At 37.3% G+C, this 17,077-nt stretch carries 16 protein-coding genes; 7 read left to right on the top strand and 9 right to left on the bottom strand.

Annotated features, from left to right (window positions below; genetic code table 11):
- Positions 1–2 precede the first annotated feature (2 nt).
- The 4 genes from MMB68_RS19520 to MMB68_RS19505 all read right to left on the bottom strand — a co-directional run bounded on the left by MMB68_RS19520 (position 3) and on the right by MMB68_RS19505 (position 4,757).
- Positions 3–941 carry a glycosyltransferase family 2 protein gene (locus MMB68_RS19520; protein ID WP_013059871.1) on the bottom strand — a complete coding sequence of 313 codons (939 nt, stop codon included), beginning with the start codon at positions 939–941 and terminating at the stop codon, positions 3–5.
- Positions 938–2,038, bottom strand: a complete 1,101-nt coding sequence (locus tag MMB68_RS19515) for a glycosyltransferase family 4 protein (protein WP_074896220.1) — start codon at positions 2,036–2,038, stop codon at positions 938–940. The genes MMB68_RS19520 and MMB68_RS19515 overlap by 4 nt, the downstream gene beginning before the upstream one ends.
- Before the next feature lie 291 nt (positions 2,039–2,329).
- A complete protein-coding gene (locus tag MMB68_RS19510; protein WP_221785893.1) occupies positions 2,330–3,115 on the bottom strand; it encodes an endonuclease/exonuclease/phosphatase family protein in 786 nt (261 codons plus the stop codon).
- 4 nt (positions 3,116–3,119) lie between these two features.
- Positions 3,120–4,757 (bottom strand): PTS transporter subunit IIBC, encoded by a 1,638-nt coding sequence (locus MMB68_RS19505; protein WP_221785892.1) that lies wholly within the window; start codon positions 4,755–4,757, stop codon positions 3,120–3,122.
- Positions 4,758–5,031: 274 nt separating this feature from the next.
- Here MMB68_RS19505 and pgmB point away from each other — a divergent pair, with 274 nt between their 5' ends.
- Both pgmB and MMB68_RS19495 read left to right on the top strand, forming a co-directional pair.
- Positions 5,032–5,739, top strand: coding sequence for a beta-phosphoglucomutase (gene pgmB, locus MMB68_RS19500; protein ID WP_221785891.1), 708 nt, complete (start codon positions 5,032–5,034; stop codon positions 5,737–5,739).
- An 88-nt stretch (positions 5,740–5,827) separates the two neighbouring features.
- Entirely contained in the window at positions 5,828–6,697 is an 870-nt protein-coding gene (locus tag MMB68_RS19495) for a Cof-type HAD-IIB family hydrolase (RefSeq protein WP_153252809.1), read from the top strand.
- A gap of 33 nt (positions 6,698–6,730) precedes the next feature.
- On the opposite strand, the gene pdxK is transcribed toward MMB68_RS19495, so the two are convergent.
- Complete coding sequence (gene pdxK / locus MMB68_RS19490) at positions 6,731–7,555, bottom strand: pyridoxine/pyridoxal/pyridoxamine kinase (RefSeq protein ID WP_277448481.1); 825 nt, start codon at positions 7,553–7,555, stop codon at positions 6,731–6,733.
- A gap of 255 nt (positions 7,556–7,810) precedes the next feature.
- Between pdxK and MMB68_RS19485 the strand changes: the two genes are divergently transcribed.
- A complete protein-coding gene (locus MMB68_RS19485) occupies positions 7,811–8,602 on the top strand; it encodes a hypothetical protein (RefSeq protein ID WP_277448480.1) in 792 nt (263 codons plus the stop codon).
- A 62-nt stretch (positions 8,603–8,664) separates the two neighbouring features.
- Here MMB68_RS19485 and ald read toward each other — a convergent pair whose 3' ends face one another.
- Entirely contained in the window at positions 8,665–9,798 is a 1,134-nt protein-coding gene (ald, locus tag MMB68_RS19480; RefSeq protein WP_221785888.1) for an alanine dehydrogenase, read from the bottom strand.
- 253 nt (positions 9,799–10,051) lie between these two features.
- The gene (locus tag MMB68_RS19475) at positions 10,052–11,287 is read right to left on the bottom strand and encodes a PucR family transcriptional regulator (RefSeq protein WP_221785887.1); all 1,236 of its coding nucleotides are present in this window, start codon (positions 11,285–11,287) and stop codon (positions 10,052–10,054) included.
- Between the two features lie 396 nt (positions 11,288–11,683).
- Between MMB68_RS19475 and gndA the strand changes: the two genes are divergently transcribed.
- The gene (gene gndA / locus MMB68_RS19470; protein WP_013059861.1) at positions 11,684–13,096 is read left to right on the top strand and encodes an NADP-dependent phosphogluconate dehydrogenase; all 1,413 of its coding nucleotides are present in this window, start codon (positions 11,684–11,686) and stop codon (positions 13,094–13,096) included.
- Between the two features lie 42 nt (positions 13,097–13,138).
- Here the strand turns inward: gndA and zwf are convergent, their stop codons facing one another.
- Positions 13,139–14,641, bottom strand: a complete 1,503-nt coding sequence (gene zwf / locus MMB68_RS19465; RefSeq protein ID WP_013085508.1) for a glucose-6-phosphate dehydrogenase — start codon at positions 14,639–14,641, stop codon at positions 13,139–13,141.
- Positions 14,642–14,946: 305 nt separating this feature from the next.
- Complete coding sequence (locus MMB68_RS19460) at positions 14,947–15,393, bottom strand: staygreen family protein (protein WP_075421471.1); 447 nt, start codon at positions 15,391–15,393, stop codon at positions 14,947–14,949.
- Positions 15,394–15,570: 177 nt separating this feature from the next.
- Here MMB68_RS19460 and MMB68_RS19455 point away from each other — a divergent pair, with 177 nt between their 5' ends.
- The 3 genes from MMB68_RS19455 (at position 15,571) to MMB68_RS19445 (ending at position 17,053) form a co-directional block, all read left to right on the top strand.
- Positions 15,571–16,245 carry a uracil-DNA glycosylase gene (locus MMB68_RS19455; RefSeq protein WP_221785886.1) on the top strand — a complete coding sequence of 225 codons (675 nt, stop codon included), beginning with the start codon at positions 15,571–15,573 and terminating at the stop codon, positions 16,243–16,245.
- Positions 16,246–16,348: 103 nt separating this feature from the next.
- Positions 16,349–16,666 (top strand): YwdI family protein, encoded by a 318-nt coding sequence (locus MMB68_RS19450; RefSeq protein WP_075421472.1) that lies wholly within the window; start codon positions 16,349–16,351, stop codon positions 16,664–16,666.
- A 15-nt stretch (positions 16,667–16,681) separates the two neighbouring features.
- The gene (locus MMB68_RS19445) at positions 16,682–17,053 is read left to right on the top strand and encodes a DUF423 domain-containing protein (protein ID WP_013059856.1); all 372 of its coding nucleotides are present in this window, start codon (positions 16,682–16,684) and stop codon (positions 17,051–17,053) included.
- The last annotated feature ends 24 nt before the right edge of the window (positions 17,054–17,077 follow it).

Below are 17,077 nucleotides of genomic sequence, written 5' to 3'. Positions count from 1 at the left end.
TGTTATTCTCCTACTTGTTCAATCTGTTCAATTTTTTTATTTAGTTCTAATTCATATTGCTTGCGATTTAATGAAGCGATTGTATCTAGAATTAATCCACAGACGAAAGATAAAACACCTAACACCATCAATCCAGTTGCTAAGATAGATGACGGTACTTTGGTAATAAAGCCTGTATCAAAAAATTCATAAAGTACTGGAGCACCAACAGCTAATCCTGCGACAATAAATAACACTGTCCAAATGGAGAAGAACTGAAGCGGCTTGTACTCTTTAAATAACGTAAAAATCATTCGTAACACTTTAAATCCATCAGAGAACGTATTAAGTTTCGATTCGCTGCCTTCAGGTCGATCGCGATAATCGATCGCGATTTCTTTTAGGCGGAAGCGTTTATCTAACGCGTGAAGACTCATTTCTGTTTCAATTTCAAATCCCGGGCTCATCACGGGTATTGATTTTACAAATAATTTATCGTACGCACGATAACCTGTCATGATATCTTTAATGTTGCTTTTGTACAGGCCATTAATTAAAGAACGCACTAAGTTGTTACCAAAATTATGGAAAGCACGTTTGTTTTCTTCGAGATACGTTCCGTTTGATAAACGATCTCCAATGACCATGTTAGCTTCTCGATTTCTAATAGGCTCAATTAATTGATGAACAAATTCTGCAGGATACGTATCATCTCCATCTACCATGACATAACAATCTGCATCAATTTCTTGAAACATCGAACGTACAACATTTCCTTTTCCTTGCTTGAATTCTTTTTTGACGATTGCCCCGTGTTCAAGTGCAATTTCACTTGTGCGATCTTTTGAATTGTTGTCGTACACATAAATATCTGCACTAGGCAGTTCGCGTTTGAAATCGTCAATTACTTTTCCAATTGTTACTTCCTCGTTATAACAAGGAATTAAAACTGCGACTTTCATTTTTCCACCTCATCAAAAAAAATTGTTGGGAGTTGTTCAGCAATTACATCTACTGTGTAGCGGTTTGCTGTTTGTAACGCCTGTTGAGACATTTGCTGTTTCACATCTTCAGGAAGATTAATAAAAGCCTGTAGCTGTGAAGCTAGTTCGTCTACATTTTTGGGCTCAAAGAATAGACCATTTTTTCCGTCTATAATGTAATCTTTTAGACCACCAATCTGACTCCCAATTACGGGTGCTCCGCAAGCCATAGCTTCGAGGCCGACTAAGCCCAAACTTTCTCCTTTTCTTACGGTCGGAAACACGAATGCTTCAATTGCATTATATACGTAAGCAAGAGAGGACTGAGGAAGGAGAGGGAAATGGATGACTTTTTCCTCTAGACCTAGAGTCTTGATCATTTCCTTAAATGCAGCTTCATCTTTTCCGCTTCCAACGTATAGGTATTTGTAAGAAGTGGGCATTTGTTGTTCAGCTTTTGCAATTGCTTGCAGGTAGTATTCCCATCCTTTACCCACATCAATGCGGCTTACACATCCAAGATAACGGATAGTAGGGTCCAAGTTTAGTTCTTGATAAGCTTTGCTTTTATCTGCATAAGGGTGAAACAGATCTTTATTCACTCCTCCGCTTGGAAAAATATAGATTGGGTTATGAACCTTATATTTCTCTTCAACGAGCCCTTTATAATAAGGAGAAGGAGTAATAATTTTAGTAGAATGGTGCAATAAGTCATTTACTCTAGGCTGATACTTTTCCTGTGAAGGTACTTCAGGTACAACGTCTGAACCATGCACGTTTGTCACAATCTTCACATTCTTCTTTAGCTTTTTAAGAATCAGCAGCGGAAGAGCATTATGAGATGCATAATGTACGTAAAGGTAGTCGTAGTTTTTTGTCAAGCCCGTCAAGACGACATTAGCATAATGAGAAGCATAGCTAAAAAGCTTGCTTAATTTGCTTGTCTTTTTTTGCATGACAATTTTATCAACTTGAATACCATGTTGAACTAAAATTTTTTCAGTGTTTTGAACAAATACACCATAGCTCGGGAATTGTTCCGAAGGATACATATTTGAAATCAACAAAATTTTCATGATTGTTTCACACCTATTTTTCTTTATTAGTTTATGATAATGACAACGGGTGTTCATTTAAATAGAGCTTACATGTATCATCTTATTATTAAGTTGAGCGATTTCATTGATAAACATGCAAAAATGGGTTGCATATCGCCAACATCACAATATTATAGCACACCTACTTTTTAAAATGCGAAAGTTTATCGGACACTTCTAAAACGATAGATAAAGCGGTAAAGAAGATGATTTTTACATCATCATAATCACACGAAAAAAAGCGAACGCTATTCGTTCGCTTTATGTCACTTATTTCACTTCAACGCTTACCCCAAAATGGTCGGAAACAACGGGATAATGTATGCCGTTAAACACCACAGTTGATGACTGAATATCCTGCGCATGACTCGATAGAATTAGATCAAGGCGCAGTGCCCGGTCATTATCATCCCATCCAGCAATGTTACCTTTAACTGTAATACCGCTGTCTTTTTTGTTCGATAGAGTATACGTATCATAGAGGCCTTGGCTCAACAGGTAGTCGTAACCTTCATTTCGTCTATGAGCGTCATTATTAAAGTCTCCGAGTAGGAAAAATGGATTATCTTTGTGTACATGAGCTAGCAGTGTATCAACTTGCTGCTTGAACGGCTCTTCCTCGTCATCCCACCAGCCAAGATGACAAGAATAAAACGTAAGAAGTTCTTTTTCATATTCGATTGTGGCTCCAACAATTCTTCTCGTTTTCCAGTAGTCAATATTTGACGTTTGTGAAACGAAAAATGAATGCTCTTCAATAACCGGATGTTTTGTTAAAATGGCAATTCCTTCTTCATACACTTCATAGCCTATATGAGATAAATCCCATACCAATTGATAGTCTTCACCTTGCTTACCCAGTTCTTTTGCTAAAAGCCAAGCGTAATTATCGCTGCGAATGTAGTCATATACATAAGGTGCGTCTACTTTTTGGCTTACTTCCTGTAAAGCAATGACATCATATTTTTCTTTTTTAATTACTTCAGCTAGACAAGATAACTTGTCTAGCTGATTTTCCTCTTGCCAAGAGTGGCAATTTAACGTTAATAGCTTCATTATGTTAAGCTCCTAACAAATCTTGAATGTCGGATTTCAAAACATCCGCTTTAGGTCCATAAATAGCTTGTACCCCTTTATCTTTCAAGATTAAACCAAGGGCTCCGTTTTGTTTCCACTCACTTTCTCCTGCAACGGCATGTATATCTTTTACCGTTACACGTAAGCGAGTCATACAAGCATCAACGTCTTCAATATTGTTTTCTCCGCCAAGCAGTCCAATAATGACTGGTGCAAGCGAATCATTTTTCACCTGCTTGCTGCTTGCTGCAGTTGTTTCTTCATCAATATAGTTTCCGTTACGTCCCGGCGTTGGGAAGTTAAAACGTTTAATTAAGAAGTTTGCCACTCCAAAATTTAAGCCAAAGAATACAAGGCAGGCGATGACAAAGTTCATTAAGTCAGCCCATAGTCCGGCTTTGATAATCATTGGTGTACGTGTTAATAGTTCAATTACGCCAAATGAGTGTACGCGAACATGAACAATATCAACAATGGCAAAAGCCAGTCCCGTCATAATTGCATATACGACATATAAAAGAGGTGCTGCGAACATGAACATAAATTCGATTGGTTCTGTTACGCCTGTTAAGAAAACAGCTAGTCCAGCTGAAAAGAACATTGAACGATATTTTGAACGTTTGTCAGGATCTACGTTACGATACATTGCTAAAGCGATTCCAATTAGCGACGCACAAGATAAAATCATCTGTCCTACTTTAAAGCGTGCAGGTGTAACGTCATGTAATAACTGCTTGTAGCTTTCCATATCTCCTGCAGCGCGGAAGTTATTTAAATCTGCAATCCAAGCAAGCCATAAAGGATCTTGACCGGCAACCGTGGAACCTGCTCCAGAACCCGTTAAAATTTTGTACGTTCCGCCTAGCTCCGTGTAGTTCATAGGAACTGTCAGCATATGATGAAGACCAAATGGAAGAAGCAGACGTTCTAATGCTCCGAAAATAAATGGTGCTAGAATAGGAGCTGTGTCTCTAGATGTTGCAATCCACTGTCCGAAGCTGTTTAATGAACCTTGGATAAACGGCCATACAATGGATAAAAGCAGTGCTGTTACAACTGAACCACCGATGACCACAAATGGTACGAAGCGCTTGCCGTTAAAAAACGAAAGGGCTTCAGGCAATTTATCATAGTTATAATATTTATTGAATAAATTTGCGCCTAAAAAACCAGCGATAATTCCTACGAATACTCCCATGTTAAGAGCTGGAGCTCCTAAAATAGATGTGAAGTAGTCTTTTACTACTAACTCTTGTCCAAATAGTGAGTGAACCGTTGCTTTTGGATCTGAAAGCATTTCTGCTTGAACTCCAAAAATAGCTCCTGTAATTCGGTTAATAAGAACGAATGCAATAAGTGCAGCAAATGCACCTCCAGCACGTTCTTTAGCCCAAGACCCCCCGATGGCAACAGCGAACAAGATGTGAAGATTTGTAATGATACCCCAACCTATATCTTCCATCACGCGTGCGATTGTTTGTACAGCAGTGATGTCTCCCCCAGTCATTGCAACTAGCTTTCCAAGTGAAATCATAATACCAGCTGCGGGCATAACCGCTACTACTACTAATAAAGCCTTACCGAATTTCTGCCAAAAATCAAATGAAAAGAACTTTTTCATAGTTTTTCCCCTTCCCCTATGTATGGGTTTTCATTTTATTTTTTGATAAACTATATTTCCAAGATAGTGCAACCGTTTGCATAAACCTATTGTAATAAAAGGGCTTTCATAATGCAAGACTGTAATTTCTCTTTTTTGAAAAATTTATTCATGAATCATAAATGATGAAAAAATTTTTATGATAAAGTGAACAATATCAACGGTATTTTAACATGATGGAATGTAATAAAAGCATTCAAATAATGGCATAAAGACAAGTACAGAGGAGGATAATATGAAAAAAGAAGAGCTACAAGCGATTATTTTTGATTTAGACGGTGTTATTGCAGATACGGTACATTTATACTATAAAGCAAATAAAAAAGTAGCAGATCAACTTAACGTTTCATTTTCTGAAAAACTCAATCAGCAGCTGCAGGGGATCAGCCGAGTGAAAACTGTAGAGCTCATTGCTGCCCAAGGAAATGTACATCTGACAGTGGAAAAAAAAGAACAGCTTGCTGATGAAAAGAATAAGCATTATCAAGCATTAATAAAGGAAATGACAAAGAATCACTTACTTCCAGGAATACAATTGTTGTTAGAGGATTGTAAAAAACAAGGTATTAAAATGGCGATTGCTTCTTCTAGTTCAAATGCAAATACTGTAGTGGATGCGTTAGGAATACGTCTTTTTTTTGATTGCATTGTGGATGTGAGAAAAATAAAGAAGGGAAAACCAGATCCAGAAATATTTTTGACAGCTGCCGATCAATTAAAAGTAACACCCTATGCATGTGTGGCTATAGAAGATGGAGAGGCGGGGATAAAAGCTATTAATCAAACAGATATGGTTTCTATCGGCGTTGGTAAGCATCTGAAGGAAGAGAATATGAATTTTCACGTATATTCAACAGCTGATTTGCGTTTAAAGACGATCAAAGAGGTTTTCGAAAAAGCAAGAAAAGGAACAGATTATAACAGCACGTATACAAAAAATTAGTAAATCTTTTACATGCAAGTAGCAAAGCGCAAAAAAACATATGCTAGAATAAAATAAGAGAGCAAAGATACATAGGAAGGGGTACATCATGATTAAATGTATTGCGATCGATATGGATGGAACTTTAGTAAATAGTGAACAAGTTGTAAGTAAAGAAAATGCCCAAGCGATTAAGACAGCTCAAAAGGCAGGGGTGGAAGTTGTTGTTGCTACGGGACGTTCTTATGAAGAGGCCCGCTATGTTTTAGAAGAAGCAGGACTTCATACATATTTAATTTGTGCAAACGGAGCGGAGCTTCGGAATCCACAAGGGGAAAAACAATATTCAGTAGGCATGACGATGGAATCTATTCGCGAAGTAGAAAATATTTTTAAGAAGTTTCAGCTGTACTTTGAAGTCTATACAAGTGAAGGTACGTATTCAAATGACTATGAAAAAGCTTTGTCGGTATTAATGGATATTTATTTAAGCGCTAGCTTAAAAGATAATTATGAAAAATCGTTAGAAGCGGCAAAAGAGCGTTTCAATAGCGGCAGAGTAAAGCTTATTGAAGAGTATGAAGCGTTGTTTCAAGATCCAAACAAGGATATTTATAAGCTGCTTGCTTTCTCTTTTGACGAAGAAAAGTTAGAACAGGCAAAAATAGAACTTGTGAAGTTAGATTCCATTGCAGTCAGTGCATCTGGTAAAGAAAATATTGAAATAAATGATGAAAATGCTCAAAAAGGAATTGCAGTTACATCATTTGTTCAAGAACGTCATATTTCTTTAGAAGAAACGATGGCCATTGGAGACAATTATAATGATGTATCAATGTTTCAGAGAGTTGGACGTGCTGTAGCGATGGGAAATGCACCTCAAGAAATTAAAGAGTTTGCCGATTTAGTAACAGGAACGAATGACGAGCACGGCGTAGCTCAAGCCATTTTAAATGCCCTTGAAACAGTCAAACAATAAGCAAACTAAAAAGCATGCCTTTAGGCATGCTTTTTAGTTTGCTACTTTTTCTTTTTTACGACGGTACGCACCGTGGTTTGTTGGTCCAACATATTGATTTAAAGCAAATGAATGCCGAATTGCTTCTGTAATAAATTCTTTTGCTGTATAAATAGCTTGTTTAACGTTACTGCCTTTTGCCAATTCAGCAGCAATCGCAGCTGAGTATGTGCATCCAGCACCGTGTGTAAATGTCGTTTCAATACGTTCAGACTCCAAGATTTCAAACGTCTTTCCATCATAAAGTAAATCGATTGCTTTTTCGTGCTCTAATTTACTTCCGCCTTTAATCAATACATATTCGGCACCAAGTTCAGAAATTTTCACGGCCGCTTCTTTCATTTTATCGACCGTTTTGATAGGACCAAGTCCGCTTAATTGGCTAGCTTCAAATAAGTTAGGCGTTACGACTGTTGCTTTTGGAACTAGTACATCACGCAAGCTGACAGTTGTTTCCGGGTGAAGCGCTTCGTCTTCTCCTTTACATACCATCACAGGATCTACTACGACATTTTTCAAACCGTATTCTTCAATTGTTTTTGCGGCTAGCTCAATAATTTCCACTGAGCCAAGCATACCTGTTTTGAGAGCTTGTATGCCTACGCCTTTTACAATTGTTTTTAACTGCTGTTCAACAGTTGAAACTTCTTGTGGAAATACGTTATGAGACCAGCTGTTATCGGGATCCATTGTTACAATTGTTGTTAAAGCTGTCATTCCGTAAACACCCAGTTCTTGGAATGTTTTTAAATCCGCTTGAATGCCAGCTCCGCCGCTGCTGTCAGAACCAGCAATGGTTAATGCTTTATTCATTGTCATAAAAAATCCTCCCGTATTTTAAGTTCATAGAGAAAATAGAGTAAAACTTCCACCGGTCGGTTTTTAGCTGCCCAATGTGTTTTAGATAACTTTCTTCCATTCACTTTTTCTTCTATTTTATCGCTTTTAATGTAGATATTCAATTTCTAAAAACTGTATGAATCGTAAGTGTATACTTTTGTCTTAGCCTCTTTTACCTTATGGTACAAGCACTCTTTCTTTTCATGAATAGAATAAAGAGAAACTTAAGAAAGGGTGATTCACATAAAAAAACATTCTAATCATGACAGTTATAAAGACGATTCGTATTCTTTCAATAAATCACAGCCTCGCAAAAAAAATCACAAAGATTATTATATGAATTCAAATTTAACAAACGATCACTTCACAACTGTTAAGGCAGGCACTTTAAATGTTTGTATAATTGTATTACCAGGAGCTAAAGTTGATAGAAACTTCAAAGATAATCAGTCTATAGTTCCCAATCGTGTAAAAAGAGACATAGCGGCTGCTAACAGAATATGGAAACAATATGAGAAAAAACGATTAACCCAAGGTGTTACATTTACTATTACACGTTCAGTTGTTTTTTTGGAAAACATCAATGGCATTGTTAGTAATGCGGAAAATTTTCCAATTGGAGGGGCTAGTCATCTTACAATGGTACAAGCAATGCTTAAAACTGGCCGAAAGGTTTGTCAAAATGCTGATGTGTATGTATTTTACATGAATGGAAATAGATTTGGGCCTGTTAATTTTGACTATTCATCTACTCTCGCTGTGACTTATAACTCTTTTCCGCTTATTATTATGACAAATGCAAGTACAGATGAGTATCTTCTCGCACATGAATTGGGTCATTTTATGTTTATTACGAATCGTTTTAACGAGACGGATGATCCAGAACCTTTTCATGAACTAGATGGAAATCATAATAAAACGCCTAGTAACCTTATGTTTCCTACTCCTGAATTCTGGCCAATAGTACCGGAGATTACCAGTGAACAGATACACAAAGCTTTAAATAGTCGTGTTTTTTACCGCTGATTGTTGTTCATGCAAAATAAAAACGCCCTTAACAGAGGGTTAAGGGCGTTTTTCACTTTTTATTAAATAGAAGCTAATTCTTTTTCAAGAGCTACGTCTACTGATACATAATCATAACCTAAATCATGTGCAACTGCTTCGTACGTAATGGCTCCGTTTGCAACGTTCACTCCTAATTTTAACGCTTTGTTTTGAGCGATTGCTTTGTGAACACCTTTAGAAGCAATTTGAAGTGCGTAAGGTACCGTTACATTTGTTAGAGCAATCGTTGATGTGCGAGGAACTGCTCCCGGCATGTTTGCAACTGCATAGTGTACAACGCCGTGCTTTTCATAAGTCGGCTGATCGTGTGTTGTAATGTGGTCGATTGTTTCAACAATACCACCTTGGTCGATTGCTACGTCAACAATAACAGAACCTGGCTTCATTGTTTTCACCATTTCTTCTGTTACTAGTTTTGGAGCTTTTGCACCTGGGATTAATACTGCGCCAATCACTAGATCTGACTCCGCTACTGCATCCGCAATATTATAAGGGTTTGACACTAGCGTATTGATTTGGTTGCCAAAGATATCGTCTAATTGACGTAAGCGTTCAGGACTTAAATCAATAATTGTTACATCAGCACCGAGACCGATTGCGATTTTTGCAGCATTTGTACCAACACCGCCGCCTCCGATAATCGTTACTTTTCCGCGGCTAACTCCAGGAACACCCGCTAGTAAAATTCCTTTTCCACCGTTTGATTTTTGAAGGAATTGTGCACCGATTTGAGCAGCCATACGTCCTGCTACTTCGCTCATAGGCGTTAATAGAGGCAATGTACGATTTACTGCTACTGTTTCATAAGCAATGGCTGTTACGCCGCTATCTTTTAATGCTTTTGCTAGTGCTGGTTCAGCTGCTAAGTGAAGGTATGTGAATAAGATAAGACCTGGTCTAAAATAGCCGTATTCACTTGCTAGTGGTTCTTTTACTTTCATAACCATTTCAGCTTGTGCCCACACGTCAGCTGCTGTCTCAACAATTTCAGCTCCAGCTTTTACATAATCTTCGTTTGTGAAGTTACTTCCAATACCCGCTTCATTTTCAATTAATACACGATGACCTGTACCAACAAATGATGCTACGCCTGCTGGTGTAATCGCTACCCGGTTTTCGTTGTTTTTGATTTCTTTTGGTACGCCAATAATCATGATTAATTTCCCCCTTGGTCGTTTGTGTACCTTTAGTATAAAGAAAGTTTTATGAAATTTCTTTGTCTAGAAAGAAGAATTGAAGAAGTAGTTTTTGTTTAAACACACAAATGTAAACGCTTACTTATCAGAATTTTTAATTTTTGTGTAAGGTAATCTAACATCATAAAGAAATAAAAAGTGAAAAAAAAGAGCTATTCGTTTATTTTCCAATAAACGAATAGCTCAATGTTAAAAAAAGTAACATCATCTGTTATTTTTTATATTTCATTAACTTAATATCAATATAAAGAGTCATTTTTTGATTAACGTCCTTTAAGTTAATATCACCAATCTCTGAAATTCGCTTTAATCGATAGCTAAGTGTATTCATATGCACATTTAATTCTTTTGCTGCTTCGTTAATGTTATTATCATTATTTAAAAATACTTCGAGAGTCTCCACCAAGTTGCTATTATGACGAAGATCGTAATCAGTTAGCTTCTTTAAAGAATGGTTTTCAAATTGATCTTGCACGCGCTTTTCTAAAATAACGTCAAGAAATTGATAAATACCTAATTCCTGATAGTTAATAATCTCTCTCGTTTCTTCTGGAAACTTACTTTTCATATCTAATACGTTCAAGGCTTCTTTATAACTTTTTTCGATATGATCGTGCGATGAATAAATACTGCTGCAGCTGGCTTTAATTTGAGTAACATCAAAGCGTTCATACATGTTGCCTCTAAAATAGTCTACAAAATCTCGCTGTTCATCAAGAGGGTTTTCAACTGCATCCAAAGAAAGCAGTAAGATTAAATCATTGCAATCAATCGTGTAAAGCACGATTTTCAAGCGGTGCATCGTTTTTAGCATATACGAGATTTGACGTTCAGCTTCAGGCCTAATATCTTCTTGGAAGCGGAAGATAGCAATGGAAAACGTTGATGGAGCTGTAATTTGAGCTTCATAAAACGCTTCTGAAATTTCTTGGCGAGACTTAATGTGACCAGTTAATAACTTCCAGAAAAATTCCTGTGAACGTTCCTCTCGTTTATACTTTCGAATTTGAAGCTGTAGCAATTTATTTTTTAATACATTCGCAGCTTTTTTTAATAGCTCTACTTCTTCGTCGCCTAAGGCTTTCTCAATTTCAACAGCCCAAATGAATCCTAGAACTTCTTCATTTTTCCAGATGGAAATAGCTATACGATCTCCAAGCCCAATTTCATTTATATTTTTCACACGCACAGGCTCATTTGTCTCAAGCAGTTTAGGAATAATGCCTTCTTTCCATAAGTTGTTGATGACTTTTTCCGGAACTCTTCTTCCAATAATCGTGGCAATACGCGCCTGGTCCGTTCTTTCGTCATGGGTGCTATAAGCTAATAAGCGATGATTAGCATCTTCAATGGTAATAGGACAGTTCAATACTTCGCTAATGCGATCAGCGAATTCTTCAAGCGTATCAAAATTTTCCTTGAACGGATCTTTGATTGGTTTCGTCATATATAAAATCCCTCTTCATAAAACAAAATAAGTACTAGTACAGCTTTTTTAGCTGCAATAAATATAGTAAAACGGTAACAACCGTGTTGATCATCAATTCGTTGAAATGATTAACTGCTTAATATTTTAACAAAAGTAATTGTTTAAGAAAATGTTAAAATGCGTCTAAAGGTAGTTAAGAATGTGCGGATGATTAGTAACTGCGTTCATTTCACTTATTTTATCGAAATTTTCTTCAAAATAATCAATGTTCGGTGAGCATGATTCTTTTCAAATGTGTATAATAAAACGTATGATTATGGTTATATCAAACTTGAATCTGTAACTTTCTTTATGATATGTTCAGTTACGATTAGGTTGACCAATTCATATTACACATGAAGGGAAGAATTTAACATGGCAAAACAACAAATCGGTGTTATCGGTTTAGCGGTTATGGGGAAAAACTTGGCGCTAAACATTGAGAGCAGAGGCTATTCTGTTTCAGTTTATAACCGCTCTCCTGAAAAGACAGAAGAGTTCCTAAAAACAGAAGCAGAAGGTAAAAATTTTGCAGGTACATACAGTGTGGAAGAGTTTATTAATTCTCTTGAAAAACCGCGTAAAATTTTATTAATGGTTAAAGCTGGTGCTGCTACAGATGCAACAATTGATTCGTTAAAACCATACTTAGAAAAAGGCGACATTTTAATCGATGGCGGAAATACATTCTTCCAGGATACAATTCGTCGTAACAAAGAGCTAGAAGAATTAGGTATCCATTTCATCGGTACAGGCGTATCCGGCGGAGAAGAAGGCGCATTAAAAGGACCTTCAATCATGCCTGGCGGACAAAAAGAAGCATATGAACTTGTAAAACCAATCTTAACAGCTATTTCAGCGAAAGTTGAAGGCGACGATTGCTGCACATATATTGGACCAAATGGTGCAGGTCACTACGTAAAAATGGTTCATAACGGCATCGAGTATGGGGATATGCAGTTAATTTGTGAAGCATACTTCATTATGAAAAACGTATTAGGTTTAGAAACAGATGAACTACATGAAGTATTTGCTGAATGGAATAAAGGCGAGCTAGATAGCTACTTAATTGAAATCACAGCGGATATCTTTACGAAAAAAGATGAAGAAACAGGTAAAGCACTTGTAGACGTTATTTTAGACACTGCAGGTCAAAAGGGTACAGGTAAATGGACAAGCCAAAGTGCGCTTGACTTAGGTGTACCACTACCAATCATTACTGAATCTGTATTTGCGCGCTTTATTTCAGCTATGAAAGAAGAACGTGTAAAAGCAAGCAAAGTATTAAGCGGTCCAAATGCAGCTGCATTTGAAGGCGATAAAACCGAATTAGTAGAAGCAATCCGTAAAGCATTGTACATGAGTAAAATTTGTTCATATGCGCAAGGGTTTGCTCAAATGAAAGCAGCTTCTGAAGAATATGACTGGAATTTACAGTACGGTGATATTGCAATGATCTTCCGTGGTGGTTGTATCATCCGTGCACAATTCTTACAAAAAATTAAAGAAGCTTACGATCGCGATGCAGATCTAACAAACTTATTATTAGACCCATACTTCAAGGATATCGTAGAAGGCTATCAGTCGGCTCTTCGTGAAGTTATTTCAATTGCGGTTAAACAAGGTATTCCTGTACCAAGTTTCTCAAGTGCATTAGCTTACTATGACAGCTACCGTACAGAAACGCTACCGGCGAACCTTTTACAAGCGCAACGTGACTACTTCGGAGCTCACACATATCAACGTGTTGATAAAGAGGGCGTATTCCATACTGAGTGGTTAAAATAAAAAACAAGAAAAGCAGCTGTATACTACAGCTGCTTTTTTTATTTACTCTTTAGGTGAGAAGTTGTCTTCTCCGACTGGCCACCAGTGAAAACCGTCTTCAGCAAGCAATGCGTCTGATTCTTTTGGTCCCATTGAACCTGATTCGTAGTTCGGGAAGTTTTGTGCTTTTGTGCTTTCCCATGCTTCTGAAATGGTATCAACAAACTTCCAAGAAAGGGCTACTTCATCCCAGTGAGTAAAGTTCGTTGCATCTCCAAGCATGCAATCATAAATAAGGCGCTCATAAGCTTCCGGTGTATTCATTTTATCTCCACAGTTATTGCAATAGTTCAAGTTAATTGGTGTGGACGATGTTGCACCCGGCGTTTTACGAGCGTTTAAGTGAAGCGTAATGCCTTCTTCCGGTTGGATATGAATGACAAGCAAGTTTGGATGAATTTCTTTATCTTTATTGAAGTACAGGTTCATTGGTAAGTCTTTGAACTGTACAACAATTGTCGTTGCTTTTTCTTTCATGCGTTTACCTGTACGGATATAAATTGGTACCCCAGCCCATCTGAAGTTATCAATCATAAGCTTACCAGATACAAATGTAGCGGTATTAGACTCAGGATCAACCGAGTTTCCTTCGCGATAGCCGATCACTTCTTCTCCTTCAAGTACACCTTTGCCGTATTGGCCTCGTACAAAATAATCATCTACTTCATCTACTGATAAAGAGCGAAGAGCACGCAGTACTTTTACTTTTTCACTACGAATTTCTTCCGGTGTTAATTTAATTGGCGGTTCCATTGCAAGCAATGCCACCATTTGAAGCATATGGTTTTGTACCATATCTCGAAGGGCACCTGAAGATTCATAGTAACGGCCACGGTCTTCTACACCAAGCGTCTCGCTAGACGTAATTTGGATGTTTGAAATGTATTGGTTGTTCCACATCGGTTCAAATAGAGCATTTGCAAAACGGATAACTTCGATATTTTGCACCATTTCTTTACCGAGGTAGTGGTCGATACGATAAATTTGATCTTCCTTAAATGCATGGCGAATTTGTTCATTTAGTTCTTTAGCAGAAGGATAATCATGGCCAAATGGCTTTTCAATGACTAGGCGACTCCAACCTTCTGTTTGTGTTAAACCTTCATTTTTTAAATTCGAAGCAATTGTTCCGAAAAATTCAGGTGCCATTGCTAGATAGAAAATACGATTTCCAGGCACGTTGTATTGCTCATCAAGGCTTTCTGTTAGGCTTTTTAATTCTTGATAAGAAGCGACATCTGTTACGTCAAACGGTTGGTAATAAAAATGTGAAGCAAACTTTTCAATGTCAGCGTCACTGTTTTTGAAACTGCTCACTGATTTTTTTACATTTTCGCGTAATTCGTCATTAGTCCAAGGTCTTCTTGCGACACCAACAACAGCGAAATCTTCCGATAGTTTGTTCGCTTTATATAAGCGGAAAATAGAGGGGAATAACTTACGTTTTGCTAAATCACCTGTAGCGCCAAAAATTACGATAATGGATTTTGGTTGTACATTTGTCATTACTTCTAGGACCTCACTTTGTCGTAGTTACGTTCAATTTTTTTCCGCTTTAACAGACAACACTAAAATGAAATCTGGGGATTCATTGCCCGTTAAACTCGGCCTTTATAAACAAACGAATGATTGCTTGTTTACCTTTTCCTTTATGTATAGAACTACTAATAAATTGTAACGATTTTAAAGGGTTAACGCAAATAGATTAAAACAATTTGTAGTTATTATTCCATGTTTTTAACAAGTTTAAAAGTATTTTGTTTCGAATACGGAGAAAAAGCTACTGTTATTTTAACAGTAGCTTTTCTCATTTATTTATATTGATACAGGGAACCGATAGATTTTTTTGTTAAAAATGGCAAGTCAGGGCTATCGGCGATGATAAAAATAGGACAGTGCATTAAAAGTGGATGTTTTTCGAAAAAAGAAGCATCAGCGTGATAGATGGACGATAGAATAACAGGGAGCTGTTCTAAAAAGTGAAGGTAGCGTGTAATGGTTTCATCTGTTGATGTATGCGCACCGATGTAATAATACACAGTAAGGGAATAAAAGCCTTTATCAAAGACGAAGGATGCTAAATATTCGTTCCGCTCTTTTTGCATATGATCGTAGGCAAATTCAATGCCGATTTGAATGGAAGGAACAGAAGTGTGTTGACCTGGGAAAACGGTGTATTTTCTTGGTATCATCGGTTCAACGGGTGTAACACCCAGGCTGTAGGTTACATCTATTTGGTGGGGATTGCTAATGATCATATGGAATCCCTCCTTTAATATAAAAATACACTCTTTATAAGTGTATACAAAGTTTCATTGAACATGACAATATTAAAATATGCCCAGGCTCTCAGCATATTTAAAGCAGGCAACGTTTGAGCAGGGGGCAGAGTTTACGATAAAATAACAAAAAAGATTATTATGAGGTGATAAGCGATGAGTATTTTAAAAAATGACTGGGCTCCTTTATTAGAAGAAGAATTTCAAAAAGACTATTACATACAGCTTCGAGAATTTTTAGTGGATGAATATAATCACCACACCATTTACCCTGATAAATATGATATTTTTAATGCCTTACACTATACGGATTATAAAAATGTAAAAGTGGTCATATTGGGACAAGATCCTTATCATGGACCAAATCAAGCGCATGGACTGAGCTTCTCTGTTCAACCAGGAGTAAAAACACCGCCTTCTTTAGTGAATATTTACAAAGAGCTGAAAAATGAAATGAATTATCATATTCCGAATAACGGTTATTTAGTCAAATGGGCAGAACAAGGTGTTCTTTTGCTTAACACTGTTTTAACAGTTAGAAGAGGAGAAGCGAACTCTCACAAAGGAAAAGGGTGGGAACAGCTGACGGACCGCATTATTGAATTAGTGGCACAAAAAGAGGAGCCAGTCGTGTTTTTGCTGTGGGGCAAGCATGCACAAGCTAAAAAAGAGCTTATTCATCATTCGCACCATTTAATTTTGGAAAGCCCGCACCCTAGCCCATTTTCGGCTAATCGAGGCTTTTTTGGCAATAATCACTTTCAACGAGCAAATGAGTTTTTGCTCCAACAAGGACGTCAATCTATTAATTGGCAAATTGACGATGTGTAAAAGTGAGCATTTCATGAAGATTAGCTTCAGACATAGCCTCCTATTTCATCTTTTGATAAAATAGCTGTATAAAGTCATATTGAATGTAAGATGAGGTGTCTACATGGATATAAAAATGACGCAGCTCCTTGATAAAATTAGTGCAGAAGTACAAAAAGCAAAGCACCATTCGAATAGTGCGAACGTTCGAGATCAATTGGTTGCCATAAAAGCACTATGTGAGCTTGCATTAGATCAAAATGGAGAGGTTTCAGTATCGAAACCTGTCTCGGTTTCAAAACCTGTTGTAATGTCTTCACCGGAAATTATGCAATCGCCTGAGATTATGCAGCAACAGATTATTCAGTCATCCAAACCTAATTTTGAAGGAACGAAATTGAAATCAGATGATGCAAACGGCGATAGTCTGTTTGATTTCTAAAGTGAGGAGAAAAACATGAAACTATTTTTAATAATCGGTGCAATCAATGCAATGTTAGCGGTTGCTCTTGGTGCTTTTGGAGCGCATGGGTTAGAAGGGAAAATCTCAGAGAAGTATTTAGAGGTATGGAAAACGGGAGTGCAGTACCAAATGTTCCATGCAATGGGGCTGTTTGTCATTGCGTTTCTATTAAGCAAATTTCCTCAATCTTCTTTGTTAACAGCTTCGGGCTGGATTATGTTCGCGGGGATTGTGCTGTTTTCGGGCAGTCTCTATGTATTAAGTACGTCCGGTATTAAAGTTCTCGGCGCGATTACTCCGCTAGGTGGAGTTGCATTTATTGTGGCTTGGATTTTAATTGTTGTTGCAGCTGTAAAATGGCTATAAAAAAACCCCTGAAAAGGGGTTTTT

The sequence above is a fragment of the Priestia sp. Y58 genome (assembly GCF_029522095.1).
Lineage (GTDB): Bacteria > Bacillota > Bacilli > Bacillales > Bacillaceae_H > Priestia > Priestia megaterium_E.
Note: the sequence above shows the minus strand (reverse complement) of the source record. Positions and strands in the feature narration are given on the sequence as shown.